The organism is Pseudoalteromonas fuliginea (assembly GCF_000690055.1).
Lineage (GTDB): Bacteria > Pseudomonadota > Gammaproteobacteria > Enterobacterales > Alteromonadaceae > Pseudoalteromonas > Pseudoalteromonas fuliginea.
In genome coordinates this window covers 45267-68682 of record NZ_JJNZ01000026.1, presented here as the reverse complement: position 1 = coordinate 68682, position 23416 = coordinate 45267, and the positions used below count along the sequence as shown (strand labels likewise).

The window sequence follows — 23416 nt, the reverse complement described above, 5'->3', positions numbered from 1 at the left end:
TAAGTTTTGTCTAAGTGAAGCTCATTAAATGAACTAATTTTTGTATTTACACTTGCTTTTATGTCGATCGTTTGTTTCTATTATATAAACACTATCTAGGATGGATAAATCGATGAAAAAACTCATATTAGCGCTTTCTTTAACTTCTGCTTTTACTCAACTCCCTGCGTTTGCTGACGACTTTGTCCCTGCAGAGGTGATTAATAAAAATTACGATCAACTTACTAATACCTCACCGCGTGCGTCTCGATTAGAAGGAATTAATTTAAGTAGTTATCTTGTTGATGAAAACGGCCAAGTGAGCGATATCGAAATTGTAGCTACAGCTGGTCAAAAAAAGTATCAAAGAGAAGTAATGGACTACGTGTCTAAGCTCAACTACAAAAGTGCAAAATTAAATGGCGAGACTATACCTGTAGCAAAAACTATTACTGTAAGTTCGCAAAATTTACATGCTGGTTTTTCAAATGATAAAGCGTCTCGCGGCTTTTTTAATGATTATGAACAAGCTAGTAAATTAATCGATGAAAAGAAATACGATGAATCTAAAAGCCGTATTAATGAGTTAGAAAACGAACATACGAAAAATACGGTTGAGATTGTTTTGCTTGCATGGCTTAAAAGCCAGCACAGTTATTTTGTACAAGATTGGAAGAGCTTTGATCAGCACATCAACGAAGCGTTTTTATTTAGAGGTAACCTACCAGATCAAATTCAAAAGCGTGTGATAAAAAATGCATTACAATGGTTTATATCAAAACAAGATTATGTACGTGCCTATGACGCAATAGATGCGTTAGGCAATATTGAATCCATCACTTTTACACAGCAAAATAAGGAACAGTTATTAGCTCAAGTTAATAAAATTTATAAAAGTTCTGGTGATATAAAACAACAAATAGAGCTATCGCCTAAGCAGGCGGTATTACCTTTATTGTCAAAAAGTGAAGTAGCGCTTGAAGCGCAAATGCCGCTAACTAAAGTCCAGTTACGCTGCGAGAACAAAGTAGTAAATTACGATACAAGCACAATTGATAAAATTGTAATTTCACAAAACGATGTGCGTTGTGGGTTATTAATTAAAAGCGCTCAAGCACAAACTGTTACGCTAAAGCAAAGTGGTGATAGCTTTTTATAAGTTTTACGTATTGGTTAATGACATAAAACCCCGCAAATATTATGCGGGGTTTGTGTTTTTACTTATATATATTTAGCAATTAAGCTATGTTTGTGGCTTCGCTTCCAAACAATGTATCGCTTAGCGAGTAGGGTTGTTAGCCCTATTACAACGGCTATGAATAAAAGTGTTGCTGTGTAACTCATGCCATAACCTTCAGGCAAACCAACGAGAGTATCTGCGTAGGTCATATCGCTAAAATTAAAGCCAAGAATAGGTATAAGTAACCAAGCAATAGCATGTAATAAATACAAATGCACAAGGTATGAAAACATACTTGTTTTACCCAGTACTTGTAAAAAGTTATGCGAAAAATCGGTTTTTAAAGCACTTAATGCCTTTAAAGAAATAAGTCCAAGGCCAACTGCAAGTAACATAAATTGCAGCGAAAGCGGATACTTTGTTGGGTTTAGAAACGACATAACAGTGAGCAATGAGCTTGTATGTATAGCAAACTGTGACATATCACCGTATAAGTTAAATCCCCGTAAAATGCCATAAAGCGCAAGGCAAATAACCCCTAATAACAATGCGTGATTCATCACTTTTTTACTGTATTGTTTTGCTTTGTAATAAACACCAGCGCAATATGCCAATGCCATTAAGCCAACAATGGGGGCAACTGGGTAGGTTGTTCTAATTTGAAAATCAAAAGGGAGATCAAGTACATTTTTTTGATGCGCAATGGACCAAGCAGTATGTGCAAATGTATTAGGCTCAAAGCTTGTTCCATCAAATAAATTATGCCCAAACACGAGTAATAACCCTGCTACAAAAATGGCATAAATGCCCAAGAAACGCAGCAGTCCTAAAATAACAAAGCCCCAGCCGATAGCCCAAATAACTTGTGCGTATAGCATTGGGTATAATGGGTTAAAGCTCCAAGACCACGAAACAATAGTAAATTCAAACAAAATTAGTACTAAACCACGAATAATCAAGCTTTGTGAAAATGCTTTAGTGGATACATATTTATGCTCTGTTATAGCCGCAGATAGACCTGCTAAGAATACGAAGAGTGGTGCGCAAAAGTGAGAAACAAAACGCGTAAAAAAGGTAACGGGATCAGTCCCTGGAATGGTCATCGGATCGGTAACTGAGTAATTAAGGCAATAATACATACCATGGTCAATAACCATAAATATAATTATAATGCCCCGTAATATATCAATATGATGTAAGCGGTTATCGGTTGAAGGTAGCGACATAAGAGAGCTATATAGAGTGATTTAAAACTGCATTTATTATATGTTATATTGTATCAAATTGAAATCGTGTATTTATATTTTGCCAGTGATTATACACACGTAATACGACCAATATCTGCTCGCATTACTTGTAATAATACAGCTAATTATCACTTAAACTTTTTTACATACCTTAGCGTTATAAAATTAATAATGGCGAGCAAAATGGCTATTTCGTAACGGCTATAGGCTACAGCTATACCAATTAAGCCCATATTCCAAATACTGGCTGCGGTTGCTGTACCGGAGGTTGATTTGTTATTTTTCAAAATTGCGCCACCGCCAATAAAACCAATGCCAGTAATGATGCCTTGCAACATTTTAGATTGAGCTTCTGCGCCATCTAAAACCGACATAGCGATTAATGCATACCCACACGATGCAACAGCAACAAGAGGAAAGGTACGAAGACCTGCGCCATCATTACTTCGCTCTCTGTCGTAAGCCATGGGTAGTGCAAGTAGGTATGCAATACCTAAGTGTATTAAGTTATCGATGATTTCATTCCACTGTAAATCAATTTCCATTATTGAGCCTGCGCTGGTTAACTTTATTAATAATAAGCAAACAGCAAGCCATGGCATAAATGAATATTAATCAATGAGTTATTGTTAATTCCTGTATTTAACAAGAATTATTTAGGAAACTTTTACATGCCTTTATTACTATTTTACGCGATAGTTAATTTGATCTGAGTTTTAAAGCCCCGTATTCTTTTATCATACTAAAAGACACCTATGTGAACCTTTTGCCTTTAAATAAAACATTAATCACAACAACTAAACTTGAAAAAACAGCCTTACTATTTTGTGTTGGGTTATCTGTTTTTGCTTTTTTATTTCCTGAATTACTCACAGAGCACTTACAACCCGCTATTAATAAAATTTTAGGTTATTTAGGGTCGCCATTTTTTATATTGCAGCTGGTGGGTGTTACAAGAGAGTTTATAAATGATTTTAGGTAGTAATACTTACATTTTTTTACAGAGTTACAATAAAAAACGTATACAATTTAGGTAATATTTTGTTTAGGATGAATGATGAAAACACTTATTGTACTTTTGTTTTTTTATTGCCTTTCTGGCTGTACAGTTGCGGGCGCTATTATTGATGGGCAAGCACAATCTCAGGCGCGTAATGATGAAAATAGTATTAGCCCGGCGCAGTCAACACCTTATAAAAACCCACTAGAGCCAGTACCTACAGATAAAAACGGATTTAACTTTACTGATATGGGATTAAAGATAGATTCGGCTCTTGTTAGCCTAGTTAAAGGGGAAAGCACTACTACGCAAACATGTAGGCAAGTAACAAAGAGTTTAAAAGAGTGTGTAGATGTTGAGGGATCTAATCTACACACTAACGAATCTCACTCTAAGCAGTTAAAAACTGATGATGAAATAATAAGTGTTGGTCAATAAAGCTGCTTATAAAAAAGTAACTATGATCATAGCCTGCTTGCATTTCAAGTGTAAGCGGGTAGCCTTTTTTATTTGCAATAGCGACTAAGTTTTCTGGCTTAAGTTGCTCTTGTAAAAAACCATCGGCATCACCTTGACTCACTAACATGGGTAAGTAATGAGCTTGCTCTGTGTTTTTCATCAGCTCGCAGCTGTCGTATTGCTTCCAAAGCGCTTTATCATTTCCTAAATAACCAGTAAATGCTTTTACACCCCAAGGGCATTCAATAGGATTTACAATAGGGCTAAAAGCCGAGGCACTTACAAACGCAGTCGGGTTTTTAAGTGCAACCATTAATGCACCGTGCCCGCCCATAGAGTGACCGCTAATTGCTTTTGTGCTTGTTATTGGAAAATGTTGTTCAATAAGTGCTGGTAATTCACTAACAACATAATCGTACATATTAAAATGGGTGTTGTAAGGAGCTTGCGTGGCATTTACGTAAAAGCCTGCGCCTTGTGCAAAGTCGTAGCTGTCTTCATTGGGGACGTTCTCGCCACGCGGGCTGGTGTCAGGCGCTACAATAGCAATACCCAGCTCTGCTGCTTTTTTAAATGCACCGGCTTTTTGCATAAAATTTTCGTCGGTACAGGTTAATCCCGATAACCAATAAAGTACCGGTACTTTATTTGCTTCACTTGCGCCAGGTGGTAAAAATACGGCAAAGCGCATAGTGCAATGTGTACTTTGCGAGCTGTGAGTATATTGCTTATGCCAACCGCCAGACACTTTTACACTTGAGATATTTTCTAACATACTTAATCCTTAAAAGCCGTAAACTTAAAAGTATTACGGCTTATTAATAAGCTATTTTACGAATGCAGTTTATTAGTAATGAATGACTGTACGAATACTTTTGCCTTTATGCATTAAATCAAACGCTTCGTTAATATCTTCAAGGCTCATTGTGTGAGTAATAAAGTCGCTAAGAGCAAATTCACCTGCCATGTAACGCTCAACAATTTCAGGAAGTTGTGAACGGCCTTTAACGCCACCAAATGCACTACCACGCCATACACGCCCAGTTACCAGCTGAAACGGACGGGTTGATATTTCTTGGCCTGCACCTGCCACACCAATAATGACCGACTCACCCCAACCTTTGTGACAACACTCAAGCGCTGAGCGCATAACGTCAACATTACCAATACATTCAAACGAGTAGTCAACGCCGCCGTCGGTCATTTCAACAATAACTTCTTGAATTGGCTTGTCGAAATCTTTTGGGTTAATTAAATCAGTTGCACCTAGTTTTGTAGCTAAATCGAATTTAGTGGTGTTTATATCAACACCAATAATACGACCAGCACCAGCCATTTTTGCGCCAATAATCGCAGATAAACCAATACCGCCCAAGCCAAATATAGCAACAGTGTCGCCAGGCTTTACTTTAGCGGTGTTGGTAACTGCGCCCATGCCTGTTGTTACACCACAGCCTAGTAAGCAAATCTCTTCTAGTGATGCTTCTTTATTTACTTTAGCGAGTGAGATCTCTGGCAATACTGTGTACTCAGAAAACGTAGACGTTCCCATGTAGTGATAAATTGGTTGGCCATCTTTAAAAAAGCGTGTTGTGCCGTCTGGCATTAGGCCTTTACCTTGTGTTTCGCGCACGGCTGAGCACAGGTTAGTTTTACCTGAGGTACACATTTTACATACGCCACATTCTGCAGTGTATAAAGGAATAACATGATCCCCCACTTCAACACTCGTTACGCCTTCGCCAACAGCATAAACAACACCAGCACCTTCGTGACCTAAAATAGCAGGAAATATGCCCTCAGGATCTTGGCCTGATAATGTAAATGCATCGGTATGACACACACCTGTAGCGGTAATTTTTACCATTACTTCGCCTTTTTTAGGCATCATCACATCAACTTCTTCAACACTAAGTGGTTGATTAGGACCCCAAGCAATGGCAGCTTTTGATTTAATAAATTCAGACATGTGTTTTATTTCCTTTAACTGGCTATTAAAAAATAATTGTAGACCCAATTTGCTTGGGTGATGGGCTTATTGTATTTGTTTCTCAAATAATGATAATCTCAATTTTATTAAAACACTTTTACAGTATGGTAATAATGGCGCGTTGGGATGGAATTGATGAGTTTATAGCGGTTGGTGAAGAGGGCAGCTTTACTGCGGCTGCAAAAATGCTTGGGCTTTCGGTTGCGCATATTAGCCGTCATGTTACGGCGCTTGAACAACGTTTAAATACCCAGCTTTTAACTCGTACTACTCGTAAAGTGGTTTTAACTAAAGAAGGTGAAGTGTACTTACATCAAATAAAGCACTTACAACACGCTATGGATGAGGCAACTCAAGGCCTTGCTCAGCAACAAAGTACGCCTAAAGGTAAAATAAAGCTCACAGCACCAGTTATGTACGGAGAGAGCTTTATTATGCCCATAGTGCATAATTTTATGAAGGATCATCCCGAGGTCGAAGTTGTTGCCACACTAAGTAACGAGCAAGAAAACTTATTAGAGGGCGGATTTGATTTAGCCATAAGGCTAGGGCATTTAAAAGATTCGAGCTTAAAAGCGCGTAGGTTAAGTGCGCGGCGCTTTATTATGTGCGCGGCACCACAGTATTTAACGCGATTTGGTGAGCCGCATACTTTAGGCGAGCTAAACAGCCATGAATGTTTAATTGGGAATAGTAGCTACTGGCGCGTAAACGAAAATGGGCGCGATAAACACATTAAAATAGCGGGACGGCTACAGTGTAATAGTGGTTGGGCGCTGGTGGATGGCGCAAAAAAGGGGCTTGGTATTGTACAGCTCCCAGACTACTACATTGAAAACGAAATTAACTCAGGGCAATTAGTGCCTATTTTAACACCCTATCAACCACAGCAAGAAGGGGTGTGGGGCGTATATCCACCAAGGCAGTTTGTGGCCACTAATGTACGGGTATTGCTCGATTATTTAGTTAAAGGGCTAAAAGCTTAACCGCGAATTAATGGTTAAACATGTATTGCTGTAAATATAGCCAAGTATCAGATTTTTAAATTATTTCTTACATTTTACGCCATACCCAAAGGCACTTTTTTCGTGCTACTATTGCTCAATACTTTTACGATAAGTGTTAAAAATAATATGTTTCAACCGGTTAGCTTATTTATAGGGCTTAGATATAGTCGCTCATCTAAAGGAAATGCGTTTATATCGTTTATTTCGTTTTTTTCTATTGCCGGTATCGCTATTGGTTTAATGGCATTATTTACGGTAAGCAGTGTAATGAACGGGTTTGAAAATAGCCTAAAAACCAATATGCTCGGACTTATTCCGCATGTTGAAGTTAGCGCAGGTAAAAACACTGCCACCCAAATGGGCACCCTTAAAACCGACCTCGAACAATCTCCTTATGTTGATCATGTAAGCTTATACCGCCACGGCGAAGCTATTTTGCAAACAAATAAAGACTTGCACGGCGTTTTACTACAAGGCCTTTATAACGATAGTGGTTCTTTGTATAAAATTACCGATAAAATAGTGCAAGGCGATTGGAAAACTGTATTAAACAAAAATTACAACATTGCTATAAGTCGTTATTTGAGTCGTAAATTAGGCGTTAGCGTGGGTGATAAGCTTCGCGTTATTATGCCTAATGCTTCAACGTATACACCTCTTGGGCGAGTACCCAGCCAGCGTTTATTTAAAGTTGCCGCAATATACGAAACCGGATCTGAGATAGATATGGCACTTGCGTTTACAAGTGGCGCTTCACTACAACGGGTATTAAAGCTGGATAAAAACACTGCCCCAAATTTAAGTGTTTCATTGCACGAACCTTTCGAACTAGATGAGTTTATTGAAGCAAGCCAGCGTATTTTACAAGATCATAATTATAGTGATTGGCGCAGTACCCAAGGTACTCTATTTGCAGCCGTTGCTATGGAAAAGCGCATTATGTCTATGTTGCTTGCCCTCATTGTATTGGTGGCTGTATTTAATATTGTATCGGCATTAACCATGATGGTAAGCGAAAAACAAGGTGAAGTGGCCATACTACAAACGTTAGGTTTAACACCTTCGCAAGTGCAAAAAGTGTTTATGGTGCAAGGCTTATATAACGGCGTAATTGGTACCGCAATAGGCGCATTTTTAGGTGTAATATTTAGTTTATATATAAATGAGCTACTTGCATTAGTGGGCTTAAACTTATTGGCGGGTATAGAGCTTCCGGTAAAATTTGATATTTTGAGTTTAGTAATAATAGCGTTTGCCAGTATTGCTATGAGCTTTTTAGCTACCTTATATCCTGCGCGTAAAGCCGCAAAAGTAAAACCAGCAGAGGTATTACGTTATGAATGATTTAGTAATTAGTTGTGAAAATTTAAGTAAAGTTTATCAAGATGGCAGCAACCAAGTTGAAGTATTAAAAGGCGTTGATTTAGCGCTGCAGCAAGGTGAAATGCTCGCTATTGTGGGGAGTTCTGGCTCTGGTAAAAGTACGCTTTTACACATACTTGGCACATTAGATACCGCAAGCTCAGGTAGCGCTAAAATTAGAAACCAAGAAGTTGCAAAACTTTCGCGAACAGAGCAAGCCGCATTTAGAAACCAAAACTTGGGCTTTATCTATCAATTTCATCATTTATTAATGGAGTTTAGCGCAGTTGAAAACGTAGCTATGCCATTATTAATTAAAGGCTTGAGTGCAAAAGAAGCCAAAGCTCAAGCGCTCGATATGCTCGAAAAAGTAGGCCTTGCACATCGCAGTTCGCATAAACCGTCTGCGCTTTCTGGTGGAGAGCGCCAACGCGTGGCTATTGCCCGTGCACTGGTTACAAAACCTGCGCTTGTGCTTGCTGATGAACCAACCGGTAATTTAGATAAACAAAATGCGATTAAAATTTACGATTTAATTAATGAGCTTAACCAAAGCTTAAACACCAGTTTTGTGGTAGTTACACACGATTTAGAACTTGCCGATAAGCTAGGCAAAATAGCTTATTTAGACGATGGAAAACTAGCTATTAAAGAGTCGCAGCATGTTGCTTAGTGCATTTTTAAGTAAACGTTTTAGAGCCTATTCAGGCCACAAAGATGAAAAAAACGGCTTTGTTAGTTTTATCGCTAAAGCGTCGACTATTGGTATTTTATTAGGTGTCGCGGTTTTAATTGTGGCGCTGTCGGTAATTAATGGTTTTGAGCAGCAACTAGTACATAGATTGCTAAGTGTTGTGCCGCAGGTTGAATATGTAGCACCAAGTAGACCCATTGCAAATTGGTCGCAAAAGGTTGAGGATTTACAAACACAACCTCACGTAACAGGGGCTGCGCCATTTATTGCCGTTAACGGAATGGCGCAATATAAAAGCCAGCTAAAAGCGATAGAAATTCGAGGTGTTGAGCCATCGCTCGAGAGTAATGTATCGGCGGTAAACCAGTTTACCAGTGGTAAATTAGTGAGTCAGTTAGGCCTTGACGATGTAATTTTAGGTAAGCAAATAGTAAAACAGTTAGACGCCAAAGTAGGCGATAACATTACATTACTTATTCCGCAAATTAGTCAAAAAGGTCAATCATTATTAGCGCCTAAACGCGTAACACTTAACCTTGCAGGTGTTATAGAAATGGGCGGACCGATTGATAGTACCGCTGCATTTATACATCTTAACAAAGCACAGCAAACATTGGGTTACGATGAAACCCAAGTAACAGGGCTGCGTTTAAGTGTTGATGATGTGTTTTCGGCGCACCAAATAGCGCTAAAAGTAGGGCAAACTATTGACGACTACGTGTATGTTTCTAGTTGGTTTAGAACCCAAGGTAGCCTTTATCAAGATATTCAAATGGTGCGTACCATTGTTTATATTGTGGTGTTTTTAATTATAGCGGTAGCCAGTTTTAATATTGTGTCCTCCTTGGTGATGGAAGTACGCGAAAAACAAGGCAATATCGCGATTTTAAAAACCATGGGCGCGAAAGACAGTACTATTTTAGCCACCTTTGTAATGCAAGGCTTAATGCAAGCATTTGTAGGCGTGGCACTAGGAACACTAATTGGTGTGGTATTAGCGCTTAATATAAGTGAGCTTTTTACGTGGATAAGCCAATTATTTGGAGCCAATCCACTTGAGGGCGTTTATTTTATAGAGTTTTTACCAAGTAAATTAGTACTTGAAGACATTGGTATTACAGTGATTGTTACGTTTGTGCTTGCGATACTTGCCACTATTTATCCTGCATGGCAAGCAACGCGCGTAGATCCTGCCAAGGTGCTTGGTAACTAGGTATAAGAAGCTCAGATAAAAATTAATAGGGTGGTATTAGTAAACCTGTTAAACTAGGCGCTTATTTAAAATTAAGCAATAACTGCTTGGTTGCTATACCTCACTTTGGGATTTACTTTGACTAATAACGATATTTTACGCCGCATTCGCTACACTTTTAACTTAACTGATACTGCTATGGTCAATGTTTTTGCATCAGCAGAGCATACGGTCACCAAAGAGCAAGTAATTGCATGGTTAACTAAAGAAGGTGAAGAGGCTTTTACCCCAATAAGTGATACTGAGTTTGCTAGCTTTTTAAATGGGTTTATTAATACCCAACGTGGCAAACGCGAAGGTGAGCAACCAGAGCCTGAGAAAAAGCTAAACAACAATATTATCTTTATGAAGCTACGTATTGCTTTAAATATGAAAGCAGAAGATGTCATAGCAACACTTGCACTTGTTGATTTTGACTTAAGTAAACATGAGTTAAGTGCATTTTCTCGAAAAGTAGATAACAAACATTACCGTGTTTGTAACGATCAAATATTACGCTTGTTTTTAACCGGTGTACAAAAGCAGCATCGTCCAGAAGAGTCTGCTGAGTAATTGATTTTAGCTAATTAGTTTTTAACTAATTAGCTTTTAGTTAATGGGCTTGTGTATGCGCAATGCTACATAAAGCCTATTATCAATGGTAAACCCCAACACTTAATAATTAAATACATTTATAACAACACCAAGTTACTTATTGGTTTATTTGCGTGTAAAAATTATAATGCCCCGTATAAATAGTTCATAGATTTACGCTAATTTTGGCAAAATGAAGATAATAATTGCATTCGTAAGCTATAACGCTGTAAAGCTCGGCCATAACAGCGTAGGATCAGCTTACTTTCGAATGAAAATTAGGTTTGCACTTCAGGTGCATTAACATATAAAAAATTATGCAACTAACTGCAAAACCATCACTTCCTAATGCGTTACTTATTTCTATTAGCACACCACAATTTAAAGGTGACGAAGCAACAGAGTCGCTTGCAGAGCTTGCGCGTTTGGTGACTACGTTAGGATTTAAAGTAGTAGGTACGCAATCGCAAAAGCAAAGCTCAACTCAAAAAGTTAATGTACTGGGCTCGGGTAAACTAGCTGAAATAGCTCACCTTACCGGCAATAAAGGGATGGTTGAAGACGAGCAAGAAGATAATTTACTTGATGAAGACCCTTTAACCGAAATATCCTCAGAAATCCCATCAAACGATTTAGATTTTGCATGTGCCGATGTAGTGGTATTTGACTGCGATTTAACGCCCTCTCAACTGCGTAATGTTGAGAACCAATTAGGTGTAGAAGTATTTGATCGCACTGGTATTATCATTGAAATATTTAGCCGTCATGCGCGTACTAAAACAGCAAAATTACAAGTTGAAATTGCTCGCCTTAATTATGTCGCGCCACGACTGCGTGAAACATCAACAGGCGATAAAGAACGCCAAATGGGTAAAGGTGCGGGTGAAACCACACTTGAGCTTAATCGCCGTAAGGTGCGCGATCAGTTAGCAGAATTAAAGCGCGAACTTGTTAGTGTTCAAGATGTAATGATGGACAGACGTACGCAGCGCTCTGAGCTATTTTCAGTGGCTTTAATTGGTTATACCAATGCAGGCAAGTCATCAATGATGCGTGCTATTACAGGCAGTGATGTAGAGGGCGAAAACAAGCTTTTTGCTACGCTAGATACTACAGTTCGTGCGTTATATCCCATTACCCAGCCTCGTATACTCGTATCAGATACAGTTGGTTTTATTAAAAAGTTACCTCACGATTTGGTGGCTTCATTTCATTCAACGCTCGCTGAAGCTCATGATGCGTCGTTATTGTTGTATGTTGTAGATGCTTCAGATCCTTCTTTTCGCTCACAACTTGAAGTAGTACATAAAGTACTGGCAGAAGTTGGGGTGGAAGGCAGCAAAAAATTATTAGTACTGAATAAGTCAGACCAATTAAGTACTGAACAGCAGCAGTCGCTAATGGATGAATTTCCTGATGCGATGATGACCTCTACGCGTAATCCAGATGATATTAGTAAATTGCACAAATACATTATTGGCATTGCTCAAGAGGACATGATTGAAGAAGAGATTGTTATACCGTACACAGCCAAAGGTATCGTGGGCGAAATCCGATCGAGTATGAGTGTTGTTAAAGAAGAATATGAATACAGCCATATTAAATTAACAGTACGCTCGAGTGCGATTGATTTAGAACGTTTAAAAAAGAGAATGTTGAATTTATAATAAATTCAGTACAATTCAGTTCATAAAAAGCAAAGCCAATTGGCTGTGCTTTTTAGTATTAGTCCTAACATACGTAAATTTAACGCTGCTAGCTCTAAATATAGCTCTGAGATAAATTCCCTATCCAGAGTCTCAGTTACTTAAAGACGAAACTAGGAAAAAGGATTTTCGCTTAGCTCTTCTTGCATTTGCTCGCGCATTTTAAATTTTTGCAGTTTACCTGTTACTGTCATTGGGTAGTTTTCTACAAAACGGATATGTCGTGGCATTTTAAAGTAGGCTAGTTTGTCTTTTAAAAACTCACGAATTGCTTGCTCATCAAGCACAGCATCTTCTTTTGGTTGGATCCAAGCGCATACTTCTTCGCCATACTTTTCATCGGTTATACCAAATATGGCAGCATCTTGAATGCCTGGGTAGGTGTAAAGTACTTCTTCTATTTCTCGAGGGTAAATGTTTTCGCCGCCGCGAATAATCATATCTTTTATACGCCCAACAATCGTGACAAACCCTTCTGTATCCATGACACCTAAATCGCCAGAGTGCAGCCAACCTTCGTCATCTATTGTGGTTTTTGTTTTAGCTTCGTCATTCCAATAGCAGCGCATTATGCCTGCACCTTTACTACACACTTCGCCAGGTTGACCAATTTTTTGAATGTTACCCAGCTCGTCAATTATTTTAACCTCGGTATGGGCAAGGGCGCGGCCAACTGTCGTTACTTGCCGCTCTATAGAAGAGTCTGTTTCGGTAATGTTGTTTATGGGGCTGCACTCCGTTTGCCCGTAAGCAATCAGTACTTGATGCATATTCATTTGTGTTTGTACTTTGCGCATTACTTGCTCTGGGCATGTAGAGCCTGCCATTACACCCGTGCGTAAAGTACTTAGGTCATAATCTTTAAAATTACTCAGCTCAAGTTCACTAATAAACATAGTAGGTACACCGTGCAGTGCTGTACATCCTTCTTGTTGAACTACATCTAGTGTGGTTTTTGCATCGAACGAATCACTTGGGTAAATGGCTGCTGCACCTTTACTAACACACAATAAGCTACCCAATACCATTGCAAAGCAATGATATAACGGGATAGGGATACATAACTTGTCATCGCTCGTAAAGTGCATAGATTCGGCGACGAATAGCGCATTATTTAAAATATTTTTATGCGTGAGCGTTGCGCCTTTTGGGTTGCCTGTTGTGCCTGATGTAAATTGTATATTGATGTATTGCTCAGCATTTAAGTTTTCACCTATTGCTTTTAATTCCAGCTCATGAGCAGCTGTTGGCAAGTTAATAACATCGTTAAAAGAGTGCATACCAGGTGATGCTTCATCGCCAATGCGGATTATATTTTTAAGAGTGGGTAGTGCTTTTAAATTGAGTGTGTACTTATCGCAAGTTGCAAGTTCTGGCGCTAAACCATTAAGCATTTCTAAGTAATCACTGCCTTTAAAATTTGATGCTGTGATCAGAGTAGAGCATTCAACACTATTTAAAGCATATTGTAATTCGTTAGGACGATATGCCGGGTTGATGCACACCATGATTGCGCCAATTTTTGCCGTTGCAAATTGGGTTAAGCACCACTCAATATTATTAGGAGACCAAATACCAACGCGCTCACCTGGTTTTACGCCAAGTGCCAGTAACCCCATAGCAAGCTGATTAACTTCTTTTTGAAATTCTTTATACGTTAATCTAATACCTTGATGATGAACTACAACAGCTAACGCCTCTGGGTTTTTGTCGACAATAAAGTCAAAGTACTCGCCTATAGTTGAATTTGTTAAAGGTGTGCTTTGTATACCTTTAAAGTAGCTTTGAGATAACGGCAAGTGATTTATTTGTTCTACTTCTTTTACCACAATAGTGTGTGTGTGCATTGCTCTCTCCATGAAAATGTGTGTGAGTTATTAAACTACAAAGTTAAAATAAACACATATTGTCGACAAAGAGAAGTGCGGTTAGACTAATGTATTATTCGATTAATAAAAGCTAATACTACTTTTTAGACATAAAAAAACGCGTCTTACAATGTAAGTACGCGTTTTTAAACGAGTAATGAGTTTACATTTCGTCGCTGCGGTATGTTTTTTTCATGATGTAAACGTAAGCGTTTACAAAAGCATTTTCTTGGTACTTTTTAAGGCCTGTTTCTTCAAAGGCAATAGGTATTGGATTACGTTTAACTTGTTCTTTAATTTCTGTTGTAGAAAACACGCGAACGTCTAAGCCTTCAATTAATTGAATTGCAGTTTCCATTTTAAAGCCTTTTGCACTGCCAGCAAACTTACCTTTAGGCTGACGCTCACGAATTGCAACAGAATCAATTTGGTAATCTTGCATTAGTTTTGCAAAATCGAATTGAAATTTACGCATTACTTCAGTGTCGTTACCGTTACCTAAGGTAAAGCGTGTTTGGCGCACATCGCGAATATCAAATACGTCATTATCTTTACTTAAAATACAAAGTAGTACATCACTACCGGTAATTTCTACACCACATGTTCTCATGTCTATTCTCTAAAATAACTTAATTACGCAGTATTATACGCAACGCACATTAAAATGCGAGTGCGGGTATAGTTGTAGGCGCGTAATTAATGCATTGATGCTTTTATATTTTAATAAAATGATTTTTTTGCTTTAAAAGCTACATTTTGTGGATAAAACGGGTGGATTTCACCCCTTTAAACTTGTAATTAAATGCGCGGCACGCGACAATATATCTTTGTAGTTGAATAGACTCCTCATCTACATATATTAGTCAATGCTTATTCGTAAAAGCGTTGTCGAGTCATTCTCATTTAATTTATTAAAAATACACGTGATACATTGTAGGTGTCACCACTGTAGCAAGGATTTATAATGCCAGTTATTACTCTTCCAGACGGAAGTCAACGTAGTTTTGAAAACCCTGTAAGCACGCTTGATGTTGCAAACGACATTGGTCCTGGTTTAGCTAAAGCGACCATTGCGGGCCGTGTAAATGGCGACCGTGTTGATGCATGTGATAAAATTTGTGAAGATTCTCGTCTTGAGATCATTACCGCTAAAGACGATGACGGCCTTGAAATCATTCGTCACTCTTGTGCTCACTTAATCGGTCATGCAGTTAAGCAACTTTTCCCAGACGCAAAAATGGCAATTGGTCCTACCATTGATAACGGTTTTTACTACGATATCGATATGGAACACTCATTATCACAAGATGATCTTGAAGCAATTGAAAAGCGTATGCTGCAACTTGCAAAAACCAACTACGACGTAGTGAAAAAAACAGTAAGCTGGCAAGAAGCACGCGATACATTTGAAGCGCGTGGCGAAACATACAAAATAGAAATTCTGGACGAAAACATCGCTAAAGATGACCGCCCAGGTTTATATCATCACGAAGAATATGTAGACATGTGTCGTGGACCTCACGTTCCTAACATGAAATTTTGCCAAAACTTCAAAATAATGAAAGTGGCGGGTGCATATTGGCGTGGTGATTCAGAAAACAAAATGCTACAACGCATTTACGGCACCGCATGGGGCGATAAAAAGCAACTTAAAGCGTATTTAAAGCGCCTTGAAGAAGCTGAAAAACGCGATCACCGTCGTATCGGTAAAGCGCTTGATTTATGGCATTGGCAAGAAGAAGCACCAGGCATGGTATTTTGGCACAACGATGGTTGGAGCATTTACCGCGAGCTTGAAGAATTTGTACGTGAAAAATTACGCGAATATGAGTACGAAGAAGTAAAAGGTCCAATGATGATGGACCGTTCACTTTGGGAAAAATCAGGTCACTGGGAAAAATATTCAGAAGCAATGTTTACCACTGAGTCTGAAAAACGTGAATACGCAATTAAACCAATGAACTGCCCTGGTCACGTGCAAATCTTTAACCAAGGTTTAAAATCGTACCGTGATTTACCACTTCGTATGGCTGAATTTGGTTGTTGTCACCGTAATGAACCATCAGGTGCACTACACGGTTTAATGCGTGTACGTGGCTTTACACAAGATGATGCTCACATTTTCTGTACTGAAGAGCAGATAATGGACGAAGTATCAGCGTGTATTAAGATGGTTTATGATACATATGAAACATTCGGATTTGAGAAGATTGTAGTTAAGCTATCTACTCGCCCAGAACAACGCATTGGTGAAGACCATATGTGGGATAAAGCAGAGCTTGCTTTAGCTGATGCACTTAAGCTAAACGATATTGAATTTGATTATCTTCCGGGCGAAGGCGCGTTTTACGGTCCGAAGATTGAATTTACTTTGTACGATTGTTTAGACAGAGCGTGGCAGTGTGGTACAGTGCAATTAGACTTTGCATTACCGGGTCGTTTAGGTGCTACTTATGTAGCAGAAAATAACGAGCGTCGTACACCTGTAATGATACATCGTGCTATTTTAGGTTCAATTGAACGCTTTATTGGCATTTTAACTGAAGAGTACGCTGGTTTATTCCCGACGTGGCTTGCACCAAAGCAAGTGGTAATTATGAATATTACCGATAAACAGGCTCCTTATGTTAAAGAAGTTGTACAAAAATTAAATAAACTTGGAATTAGAGCCGCTGCTGACTTGAGAAATGAGAAGATTGGCTTTAAAATCCGTGAGCATACACTGAAGCGTATTCCATATTTACTTGTTGTTGGCGATAAAGAAGTTGAACAGCAAGAAGTAGCAGTGCGTACTCGCACAGGTGAAGACCTTGGCAAATTTAATGTTGATGATTTTGTAGCTAAAATTAGCGAAGAAATTAAAAATCGACAGTAAAAACCGAGCGTGTAGGGCATTAACAAACAGCCATTTACACGCTTATATTATTGATATTCTTGGAGGAACGTACTATTAGAGGCGGCAAGAAAGGGCAACAAACAGCTCAAAAAAATCGTATTAACGAAGAAATTACAGCGCAAGAAGTTCGTTTAATTGACATTGAAGGCGAACAAGCTGGAATTCAGTCATTACAAGACGCGCAAACTATGGCCGATGCAGCGGGTGTTGATCTTGTTGAGATCAGTCCAAACGCTGAGCCGCCTGTTTGTAGAATCATGGACTACGGTAAGTTCATCTTTGAAAAAAGCAAAGAACTAAAAGAGCAGAAGAAGAAGCAAAAGCAAATCCAGATAAAAGAAATCAAATTCCGTCCTGGTACGGATGAAGGTGATTATCAGGTTAAGCTTCGCAACTTACGTAAGTTCTTAGAAGCTGGTGATAAAGCTAAGATTACTATCCGCTTCCGTGGTCGTGAAATGGCTCACCAAGAAATTGGTATAGAATTATTAAACCGTATCAAAGCCGATTTAGAAGAGCTTGCAGTAGTTGAGTCTTTCCCAAATCGTGTTGAAGGCCGCCAAATGGTTATGATGATGGCGCCTGTTGCTAAAAAATAATTTTTAAGCGATAATACGCACCGAAATTAGCTCAGGTCTGCAAGCAATATGCGAATATTCACCTGAGTTAACCGGTTTTAAAGTAAGATTGCGGCATTTATGCTGGGTCTTCACCGGAACATGGCAGTAAGTTAGGCCTAAAAGTGGAGCTATAGAAATATATCTCACGCCTGCTTACTAATTTAAAAGCAATACAATTGGAGTTATTGCAATGGCTTATAAGCTAAAAAGTCACAGTGGCGCTGCTAAGCGTTTCAAAAAGACTGCTTCTGGCGGTTTCAAGCGTAAACAAGCGCATCTTCGTCATATTCTGACTAAGAAAACTTCTAAGCGTAAGTTACACCTACGTCCTAAGATGATGGTTCATAAAAATGACCATGGTCTAGTTTCACGTATGTTACCGTTCGCTTAATAGGGGTTTTTAGAAATGGCAAGAGTTAAACGCGGCGTTGTCGCACGTGCACGTCACAAAAAAGTTTTAAAACAAGCAAAAGGTTACTACGGAGCACGTTCACGTGTTTACCGCGTAGCTTTCCAGGCTGTTACTAAAGCGGGTCAATACGCTTACCGTGACCGTCGTGCGAAGAAACGTACTTTCCGTCAATTATGGATTGCACGTATCAATGCTGCTTCACGTCAAAATGGTCTGTCTTACAGCCGTTTTATCAATGGTCTTAAAAAGACTTCTGTAGAAATCGATCGTAAGATCCTTGCAGATATCGCTGTTTACGACCAAGTTGCATTCGCAGCGCTTGTAGAAAAAGCAAAAGAAGGCCTAGCCGCTTAAGCTTTTTTGTATAAGTATTAAAGAGGAGCCTATGGCTCCTTTTTTTGTGCCTGCTATTTAGTAGTTTTATTTCAATTTCAATTTCAATTTCAATTACAAATACCTATCCGTAATAATATTTGCTCAAGTTGGGAGATTAAACCAACCTGCATAAATCTTTGAGTAATTTAACTAATTATACCAATCCGCAATAATACCTAATCAGTTTAAGGGATTAAATTTTACGTTAACTGCGTTAAAATATTTCTTATATAGAACAACTGTATAACGAAATTTTTGCCTAGCTCTAGCGTAATTTTCTTAATGTTATATAGACCTATATATGAGCAGATTGTTATTAAACCTAGCGTTAACGGCGCTAAAAATTCTGATTCAGTTCAACAATGAAGAAGAGTTTGAACCAGTTGTTTTTTTTAAAACTTTATACCGATTGTTCGTTAGCGTAATAAAGCCTTAAATTTCAAACATAAGTGAGTCATATGCTATTGGCTGCTTTTTTTTGTTGAATCACCGCAGTTTTCTCATTATAAAAAATTAAGTTGATATAATTTATATAATTAAGGCGTTTGTTAGAGAATTTTATGTTTGCAAGTTTACTCGTTTTATCTGCAAGTGTGGCGTATGACGCACATTTACCTCCACTCATTGAGTGGCAGGGAAAAAGTGTAGAGCTTTTACAAAAACAGGGCCCATTAACAACCGATTTTGAGTTGTCTAACGGTGAGATATCGCCTAATTATGCAGATACTATGGCATTTGTTGATAGGCTCGTTGCAGCAAACCCTACTCAGTTTCAATCTCAAACTATTGGCTACAGTAACAGCAAACGTGCAATTAAGATGTTGATAGCGAGCGAGCAAGGTTTTTTTGAATCAGGACAAATGGCTAATAGCACTAAGCCGACTATTTTTATTCAAGCGGGAATACATTCTGGAGAGATAGACGGTAAAGATGCCATGTTTATGCTGCTCAGAGACATAGCCACGGGTAAGCGTCGTGACATTTTAAAAAAGGTAAACATATTATTTATTCCTATTTTAAATGTAGATGGACACGAACGTAGCAGTGCATTCAATCGTATCAATCAGCGAGGCCCTACAAAAATGGGCTTTAGAACAAATGCTAATAACCTTAATTTAAATCGTGATTTTACTAAATTAGATACCCCAGAAGTTAGAAGCGTTTTAAAGGTTATTAACGACTACAACCCAAATTTATACATTGATGTACACGTAACCGATGGTGCAGATTACCAGTACGATGTGACTTATGGTTACAATCCAGTATTTTCGAGCGAATCGCCTGCGGTATCTGATGCTTTAAATCAATTTTTTAAACCCCTAATAGATGAGACGCTAGCTAAACAAGGACATACGCCAGGGCCACTTGTTTTTGTTATGGATAAGCGAGATTTTAAAAAAGGGTTAGCGGGGTGGGTTGCTACGCCGCGCTTTTCAAATGGTTGGGGTGATTTAAAGTCATTACCGACTATTTTAGTAGAAAATCATTCATTAAAGCCATACAAGCAACGTGTTTTAGGAACTTACGTATTTTTAGATGGTGCTATTAATGCACTATCTAAACATGGTCATGAGTTAGCTAATGCAGTTAAAAAAGAACAAGAATTTGTTCCTAAACAGTTAATAGTCAAGCGTGGCTATGCCAAGCAGGCTGATACGATTACACAATTTAAAGGTATTGAATATTCATCAAGCATGAATGCGCTCTCGGGCCAAAATGAAGTTAAGTATTTAGGTAAAGCACATGCATATACTGACTTACCTATTTATTGGCAAAAAGATGTACAACATACAGTTGAAGTACCCAAAGCGTTCTTTATTCCGCCTGTATACATTGATATTATAGAAAAGTTGAAACTACACGGTGTCTCTATTAATAAGCTGGAAGGTGAAAATAAACAGCCTTTAAAAGTAGCAAAGGTGGCAGAGTATACGTTTGACAAAGCGCCATTTGAAGGTCGTTTTAGAGTATCAGCGAGTTTTGATTATATCCCTGCAATTAATGTTGATTTAGATGGTTGGTACCAAGTAACAACTCAACAAAAAGCAGGTGAGCTTGCAGTGCATTTATTACATCCTGAAGCGCCAGACTCATTTTTTGCTTGGGGGGAATTTAATACAATTTTTCAGCGAACAGAATACATGGAAAATTATGCGCTCATTCCATATGCTCGTCAAATGCTAAAAGATAATCCGAAACTTGCACTCGCGTTTGATAAAAAAATCAATGACGATAAGACGTTTGCTCAAGATGCGGACGCGCGTTTGAATTGGCTATATGAGCAAAGTCCGTTTTACGACCAAGCTTATTTAAAATATCCGATACTCATGTCGTTTGAAGAGAAGGTTGTTATACCGGATCAAAAGAATAAAGAAATATAATACGCCCTAGGGCGTGCAATACACAAATACTTGTAGGGCATAATAGGTGTGTTATGAAAATACTAGCTCATTTATAATCGGCTAGTATGGTTGACTTTTTACTTTGATGATTGAAATAACATATAAGTATAAAAGATAAAAATAAGCAGACTGTTTTTTAAAATAGCTGTATAATTTAACCAGTTTATTTGATAAATAAGAAATAAAATGTCTCTAAATCACGTAGATCGCCAAATTTTGGCACTTTTACAACAAGATGCCAGTTTATCAACAGCTGAAATTGCTGATAAAGTCGGCTTGTCACAATCACCTTGCTGGCGACGCATCGCTAAACTTGAGCAAGATGGATACATAAAAAGCAAAGTAGCTCTTTTAGATGAGAAAAAACTAGGCTTTGATATGTTGGTATATGCGCATGTGCGGTTATCAAATCACGGTAAAAAGAACCTTGCTGAGTTTGAAAAGCTGATTATGAGCTACGACCAAGTGACTGAGTGTTACACTATGGCTGGAACAATGGACTTCATGCTACGTATTATTTCACAAGGCATTGAAGGCTATGAGCACTTTGTCCGTGATAATTTATTAAGCTTAGAATACGTACAAGAAGTACATTCTAATGTAACAATGACATGTGTAAAACGTAGTACTTCTCTTCCTTTATAAAAGCACTTTCTTTTTAAAGTTAAACTGCTTTAGTTTAGCTTAACCACACCATGACAATTGTTAACTGAGCGCTGATTTGATAGAATTTAGCGCTTTTTTTATACCCATTATACCATTTGAGGAACTCAATGTTTAACTTACTCAGTAGGGCGCCAAGCTCTGCTAAAAACGATATACTCTCTGGATTGACTGTGGCGTTAGCCTTAGTTCCAGAAGCTGTTGCGTTTGCCTTTGTAGCAAATGTAGAACCTTTAGTTGGTCTATATGCCGCGTTTATCGTTGGTTTAATTACGGCAATATTTGGTGGCCGTCCTGGTATGATTTCAGGTGCAACCGGTGCCTTAGCTGTTGTTATGGTAAGTTTAGTACTTGATCATGGTTTAGAGTACCTATTTGCTACCGTACTCCTAATGGGGATATTGCAAATACTAGCGGGGATATTTAAGCTCGGAAAGTTTATCCGTATGGTGCCTCATCCGGTAATGCTGGGTTTTGTAAATGGTTTAGCAATTGTTATATTTTTAGCCCAGCTAGGGCAATTTAAAGTGCCTGACGGTATGGGCGGGCAAGAGTGGATGACAGGCAGTCCATTGTTTATCATGCTGGGATTAGTGGCATTAACAATGGCAATAATTCACTTTTTACCAAAACTGACTACAGCGGTTCCTTCGTCATTAGTTGCCATAGTAACAGTGACAGGATTAGTGATTGGTTTTGATTTAGAAGCGCATACCGTGCTTGATTTCTTAAAAGGAATGACGGGCGACGAAGCGGCAACAATAGCCGGCGGTTTACCAGAATTTCATATTCCTATGGTGCCTTTTAACTTTGAAACACTGCAAATTATTTTTCCGTATGCACTTATTTTAGCAGCTATTGGTTTAATTGAATCGTTATTAACGCTTAGTTTAATTGACGAAATAACAGAAACACGCGGCCACAGCAACAAAGAATGTATAGGTCAAGGCGCTGCAAATATTACCTGTGGTATGTTTGGTGCAATGGGGGGCTGTGCAATGATTGGCCAGTCTATGATAAATATAAATTCAGGTGGGCGCTCTCGTTTATCAGGGATAAGTGCTGCGCTTATGTTACTTGGTTTTATTATTTTTGCCTCAAGCCTAATTGAAATGATCCCATTAGCTGCACTTGTTGGTGTAATGTTTATGGTTGTACTGGGTACATTTGAATGGGCAAGCTTTAAAATGATGAAGCGTGTACCATTATCGGATGCGTTTGTAATTGTGCTTGTATCAGGTGTCACGGTTATTACCGATTTAGCAATTGCGGTGTGTGTAGGTGTTATCGTCTCAGCACTTGTATTTGCTTGGCAACATGCTAAACAAATATATACAACTAACTACATTGATGAAGAAGGCGCTAAAGTCTACGAGCTACATGGTCCGTTATTCTTTGGTTCGGTTAAAAACTTTTCTGAGTTGTTTGACGTAAAAAATGATCCTAAAAATGTGATTGTTGAATTTAAACATAGCCGAGTATCGGATCACAGTGCAATAGAAGCAATTGATACGCTTGCTGAAAAATATACAAAAGCCGGTAAACAACTTCACTTGCGTCACTTAAGTAAAGACTGTACTCAGTTATTACATAAAGCTCGCGATTTGGTTGAAGTGAATGTGATTGAAGATCCAACTTATAAAGTTGCTTCAGACAAGCTTGCATAGTTACTTATTCAATAAATAGCATTAAAAAAGCGAAAGGTTACGGCCTTTCGCTTTTTTATTATCA

The 23416-nt window shown here is 38.4% G+C and carries 21 protein-coding genes; 15 read left to right on the top strand and 6 right to left on the bottom strand.

Annotated features, from left to right (window positions below; genetic code table 11):
• Nucleotides 1-112: 112 nt before the first annotated feature.
• Nucleotides 113-1138: an energy transducer TonB gene (locus tag DC53_RS11600; protein ID WP_033029428.1), complete on the top strand. Its 1026-nt coding sequence runs from the start codon at nt 113-115 to the stop codon at nt 1136-1138.
• 62 nt (nt 1139-1200) lie between these two features.
• On the opposite strand, the gene DC53_RS11605 is transcribed toward DC53_RS11600, so the two are convergent.
• Nucleotides 1201-2385, bottom strand: a complete 1185-nt coding sequence (locus tag DC53_RS11605; RefSeq protein ID WP_033029425.1) for an acetyltransferase domain-containing protein — start codon at nt 2383-2385, stop codon at nt 1201-1203.
• A gap of 149 nt (nt 2386-2534) precedes the next feature.
• On the bottom strand, nt 2535-2951 hold the full coding sequence (locus DC53_RS11610; protein ID WP_024590122.1) for an MgtC/SapB family protein: 417 nt from the start codon (nt 2949-2951) through the stop codon (nt 2535-2537).
• Nucleotides 2952-3463: 512 nt separating this feature from the next.
• Here DC53_RS11610 and DC53_RS11620 point away from each other — a divergent pair.
• Nucleotides 3464-3844, top strand: coding sequence for a hypothetical protein (locus DC53_RS11620; protein ID WP_033029422.1), 381 nt, complete (start codon nt 3464-3466; stop codon nt 3842-3844).
• Here the strand turns inward: DC53_RS11620 and fghA are convergent.
• Complete coding sequence (fghA, locus tag DC53_RS11625) at nt 3798-4640, bottom strand: S-formylglutathione hydrolase (RefSeq protein WP_033029420.1); 843 nt, start codon at nt 4638-4640, stop codon at nt 3798-3800. The genes DC53_RS11620 and fghA overlap by 47 nt on opposite strands.
• Nucleotides 4641-4712: 72 nt before the next feature.
• Nucleotides 4713-5834, bottom strand: coding sequence for an S-(hydroxymethyl)glutathione dehydrogenase/class III alcohol dehydrogenase (locus DC53_RS11630; protein ID WP_033029416.1), 1122 nt, complete (start codon nt 5832-5834; stop codon nt 4713-4715).
• Between the two features lie 134 nt (nt 5835-5968).
• Between DC53_RS11630 and DC53_RS11635 the strand changes: the two genes are divergently transcribed.
• The 6 genes from DC53_RS11635 to hflX all read left to right on the top strand — a co-directional run bounded on the left by DC53_RS11635 (nt 5969) and on the right by hflX (nt 12410).
• Nucleotides 5969-6841 carry a LysR family transcriptional regulator gene (locus DC53_RS11635; protein ID WP_182755463.1) on the top strand — a complete coding sequence of 291 codons (873 nt, stop codon included), beginning with the start codon at nt 5969-5971 and terminating at the stop codon, nt 6839-6841.
• Between the two features lie 147 nt (nt 6842-6988).
• Nucleotides 6989-8206 carry a lipoprotein-releasing ABC transporter permease subunit gene (locus DC53_RS11640; protein WP_033029508.1) on the top strand — a complete coding sequence of 406 codons (1218 nt, stop codon included), beginning with the start codon at nt 6989-6991 and terminating at the stop codon, nt 8204-8206.
• Nucleotides 8199-8897 carry a lipoprotein-releasing ABC transporter ATP-binding protein LolD gene (lolD, locus tag DC53_RS11645; RefSeq protein ID WP_033029411.1) on the top strand — a complete coding sequence of 233 codons (699 nt, stop codon included), beginning with the start codon at nt 8199-8201 and terminating at the stop codon, nt 8895-8897. Before DC53_RS11640 ends, lolD begins: the two co-directional genes overlap by 8 nt.
• Entirely contained in the window at nt 8887-10131 is a 1245-nt protein-coding gene (locus DC53_RS11650) for a lipoprotein-releasing ABC transporter permease subunit (RefSeq protein ID WP_002960722.1), read from the top strand. The genes lolD and DC53_RS11650 overlap by 11 nt, the downstream gene beginning before the upstream one ends.
• A gap of 117 nt (nt 10132-10248) precedes the next feature.
• Complete coding sequence (locus DC53_RS11655; protein WP_002960721.1) at nt 10249-10722, top strand: YehS family protein; 474 nt, start codon at nt 10249-10251, stop codon at nt 10720-10722.
• Nucleotides 10723-11060: 338 nt separating this feature from the next.
• A complete protein-coding gene (gene hflX / locus DC53_RS11660; protein WP_007375328.1) occupies nt 11061-12410 on the top strand; it encodes a GTPase HflX in 1350 nt (449 codons plus the stop codon).
• Nucleotides 12411-12562: 152 nt separating this feature from the next.
• Here the strand turns inward: hflX and DC53_RS11665 are convergent, their stop codons facing one another.
• Together DC53_RS11665 and DC53_RS11670 are read right to left on the bottom strand one after the other, a co-directional pair.
• Nucleotides 12563-14296, bottom strand: coding sequence for an AMP-binding protein (locus tag DC53_RS11665; protein ID WP_033029407.1), 1734 nt, complete (start codon nt 14294-14296; stop codon nt 12563-12565).
• A 184-nt stretch (nt 14297-14480) separates the two neighbouring features.
• Nucleotides 14481-14927 (bottom strand): DUF3010 family protein, encoded by a 447-nt coding sequence (locus DC53_RS11670; protein ID WP_033029405.1) that lies wholly within the window; start codon nt 14925-14927, stop codon nt 14481-14483.
• Nucleotides 14928-15281: 354 nt separating this feature from the next.
• On the opposite strand from DC53_RS11670, the gene thrS reads away from it, so the two are divergent.
• The 7 genes from thrS (at nt 15282) to DC53_RS11705 (ending at nt 23352) form a co-directional block, all read left to right on the top strand.
• A complete protein-coding gene (gene thrS, locus DC53_RS11675) occupies nt 15282-17192 on the top strand; it encodes a threonine--tRNA ligase (protein ID WP_024606251.1) in 1911 nt (636 codons plus the stop codon).
• A gap of 59 nt (nt 17193-17251) precedes the next feature.
• Nucleotides 17252-17812 (top strand): translation initiation factor IF-3, encoded by a 561-nt coding sequence (gene infC, locus DC53_RS11680; RefSeq protein ID WP_002960714.1) that lies wholly within the window; start codon nt 17252-17254, stop codon nt 17810-17812.
• 211 nt (nt 17813-18023) lie between these two features.
• Complete coding sequence (gene rpmI / locus DC53_RS11685; protein ID WP_002960713.1) at nt 18024-18224, top strand: 50S ribosomal protein L35; 201 nt, start codon at nt 18024-18026, stop codon at nt 18222-18224.
• Nucleotides 18225-18239: 15 nt separating this feature from the next.
• Nucleotides 18240-18599 (top strand): 50S ribosomal protein L20, encoded by a 360-nt coding sequence (gene rplT / locus DC53_RS11690; RefSeq protein WP_002960711.1) that lies wholly within the window; start codon nt 18240-18242, stop codon nt 18597-18599.
• Nucleotides 18600-19180: 581 nt separating this feature from the next.
• On the top strand, nt 19181-21001 hold the full coding sequence (locus DC53_RS11695; RefSeq protein ID WP_033029402.1) for a M14 family metallopeptidase: 1821 nt from the start codon (nt 19181-19183) through the stop codon (nt 20999-21001).
• 207 nt (nt 21002-21208) lie between these two features.
• Nucleotides 21209-21667, top strand: coding sequence for an Lrp/AsnC family transcriptional regulator (locus DC53_RS11700; RefSeq protein ID WP_007375323.1), 459 nt, complete (start codon nt 21209-21211; stop codon nt 21665-21667).
• Between the two features lie 128 nt (nt 21668-21795).
• Nucleotides 21796-23352 carry a SulP family inorganic anion transporter gene (locus DC53_RS11705; protein ID WP_033029400.1) on the top strand — a complete coding sequence of 519 codons (1557 nt, stop codon included), beginning with the start codon at nt 21796-21798 and terminating at the stop codon, nt 23350-23352.
• Nucleotides 23353-23416 lie beyond the last annotated feature (64 nt).

What these genes read in the sequence shown, in the direction of transcription:
- DC53_RS11665 (WP_033029407.1), bottom strand. Translation starts at nt 14,296, where the DNA reads ATGCACACACACACTATTGTGGTAAAAGAAGTAGAACAAATAAATCAC.
- DC53_RS11600 (WP_033029428.1), top strand. Translation starts at nt 113, where the DNA reads ATGAAAAAACTCATATTAGCGCTTTCTTTAACTTCTGCTTTTACTCAA.
- rplT (WP_002960711.1), top strand. Translation starts at nt 18,240, where the DNA reads ATGGCAAGAGTTAAACGCGGCGTTGTCGCACGTGCACGTCACAAAAAA.
- DC53_RS11695 (WP_033029402.1), top strand. Translation starts at nt 19,181, where the DNA reads ATGTTTGCAAGTTTACTCGTTTTATCTGCAAGTGTGGCGTATGACGCA.
- DC53_RS11650 (WP_002960722.1), top strand. Translation starts at nt 8,887, where the DNA reads ATGTTGCTTAGTGCATTTTTAAGTAAACGTTTTAGAGCCTATTCAGGC.
- DC53_RS11700 (WP_007375323.1), top strand. Translation starts at nt 21,209, where the DNA reads ATGTCTCTAAATCACGTAGATCGCCAAATTTTGGCACTTTTACAACAA.
- DC53_RS11610 (WP_024590122.1), bottom strand. Translation starts at nt 2,951, where the DNA reads ATGGAAATTGATTTACAGTGGAATGAAATCATCGATAACTTAATACAC.
- rpmI (WP_002960713.1), top strand. Translation starts at nt 18,024, where the DNA reads ATGGCTTATAAGCTAAAAAGTCACAGTGGCGCTGCTAAGCGTTTCAAA.
- DC53_RS11620 (WP_033029422.1), top strand. Translation starts at nt 3,464, where the DNA reads ATGAAAACACTTATTGTACTTTTGTTTTTTTATTGCCTTTCTGGCTGT.
- DC53_RS11670 (WP_033029405.1), bottom strand. Translation starts at nt 14,927, where the DNA reads ATGAGAACATGTGGTGTAGAAATTACCGGTAGTGATGTACTACTTTGT.
- thrS (WP_024606251.1), top strand. Translation starts at nt 15,282, where the DNA reads ATGCCAGTTATTACTCTTCCAGACGGAAGTCAACGTAGTTTTGAAAAC.
- DC53_RS11605 (WP_033029425.1), bottom strand. Translation starts at nt 2,385, where the DNA reads ATGTCGCTACCTTCAACCGATAACCGCTTACATCATATTGATATATTA.
- fghA (WP_033029420.1), bottom strand. Translation starts at nt 4,640, where the DNA reads ATGTTAGAAAATATCTCAAGTGTAAAAGTGTCTGGCGGTTGGCATAAG.
- DC53_RS11705 (WP_033029400.1), top strand. Translation starts at nt 21,796, where the DNA reads ATGTTTAACTTACTCAGTAGGGCGCCAAGCTCTGCTAAAAACGATATA.
- hflX (WP_007375328.1), top strand. Translation starts at nt 11,061, where the DNA reads ATGCAACTAACTGCAAAACCATCACTTCCTAATGCGTTACTTATTTCT.
- DC53_RS11640 (WP_033029508.1), top strand. Translation starts at nt 6,989, where the DNA reads ATGTTTCAACCGGTTAGCTTATTTATAGGGCTTAGATATAGTCGCTCA.
- DC53_RS11635 (WP_182755463.1), top strand. Translation starts at nt 5,969, where the DNA reads ATGGCGCGTTGGGATGGAATTGATGAGTTTATAGCGGTTGGTGAAGAG.
- DC53_RS11630 (WP_033029416.1), bottom strand. Translation starts at nt 5,834, where the DNA reads ATGTCTGAATTTATTAAATCAAAAGCTGCCATTGCTTGGGGTCCTAAT.
- lolD (WP_033029411.1), top strand. Translation starts at nt 8,199, where the DNA reads ATGAATGATTTAGTAATTAGTTGTGAAAATTTAAGTAAAGTTTATCAA.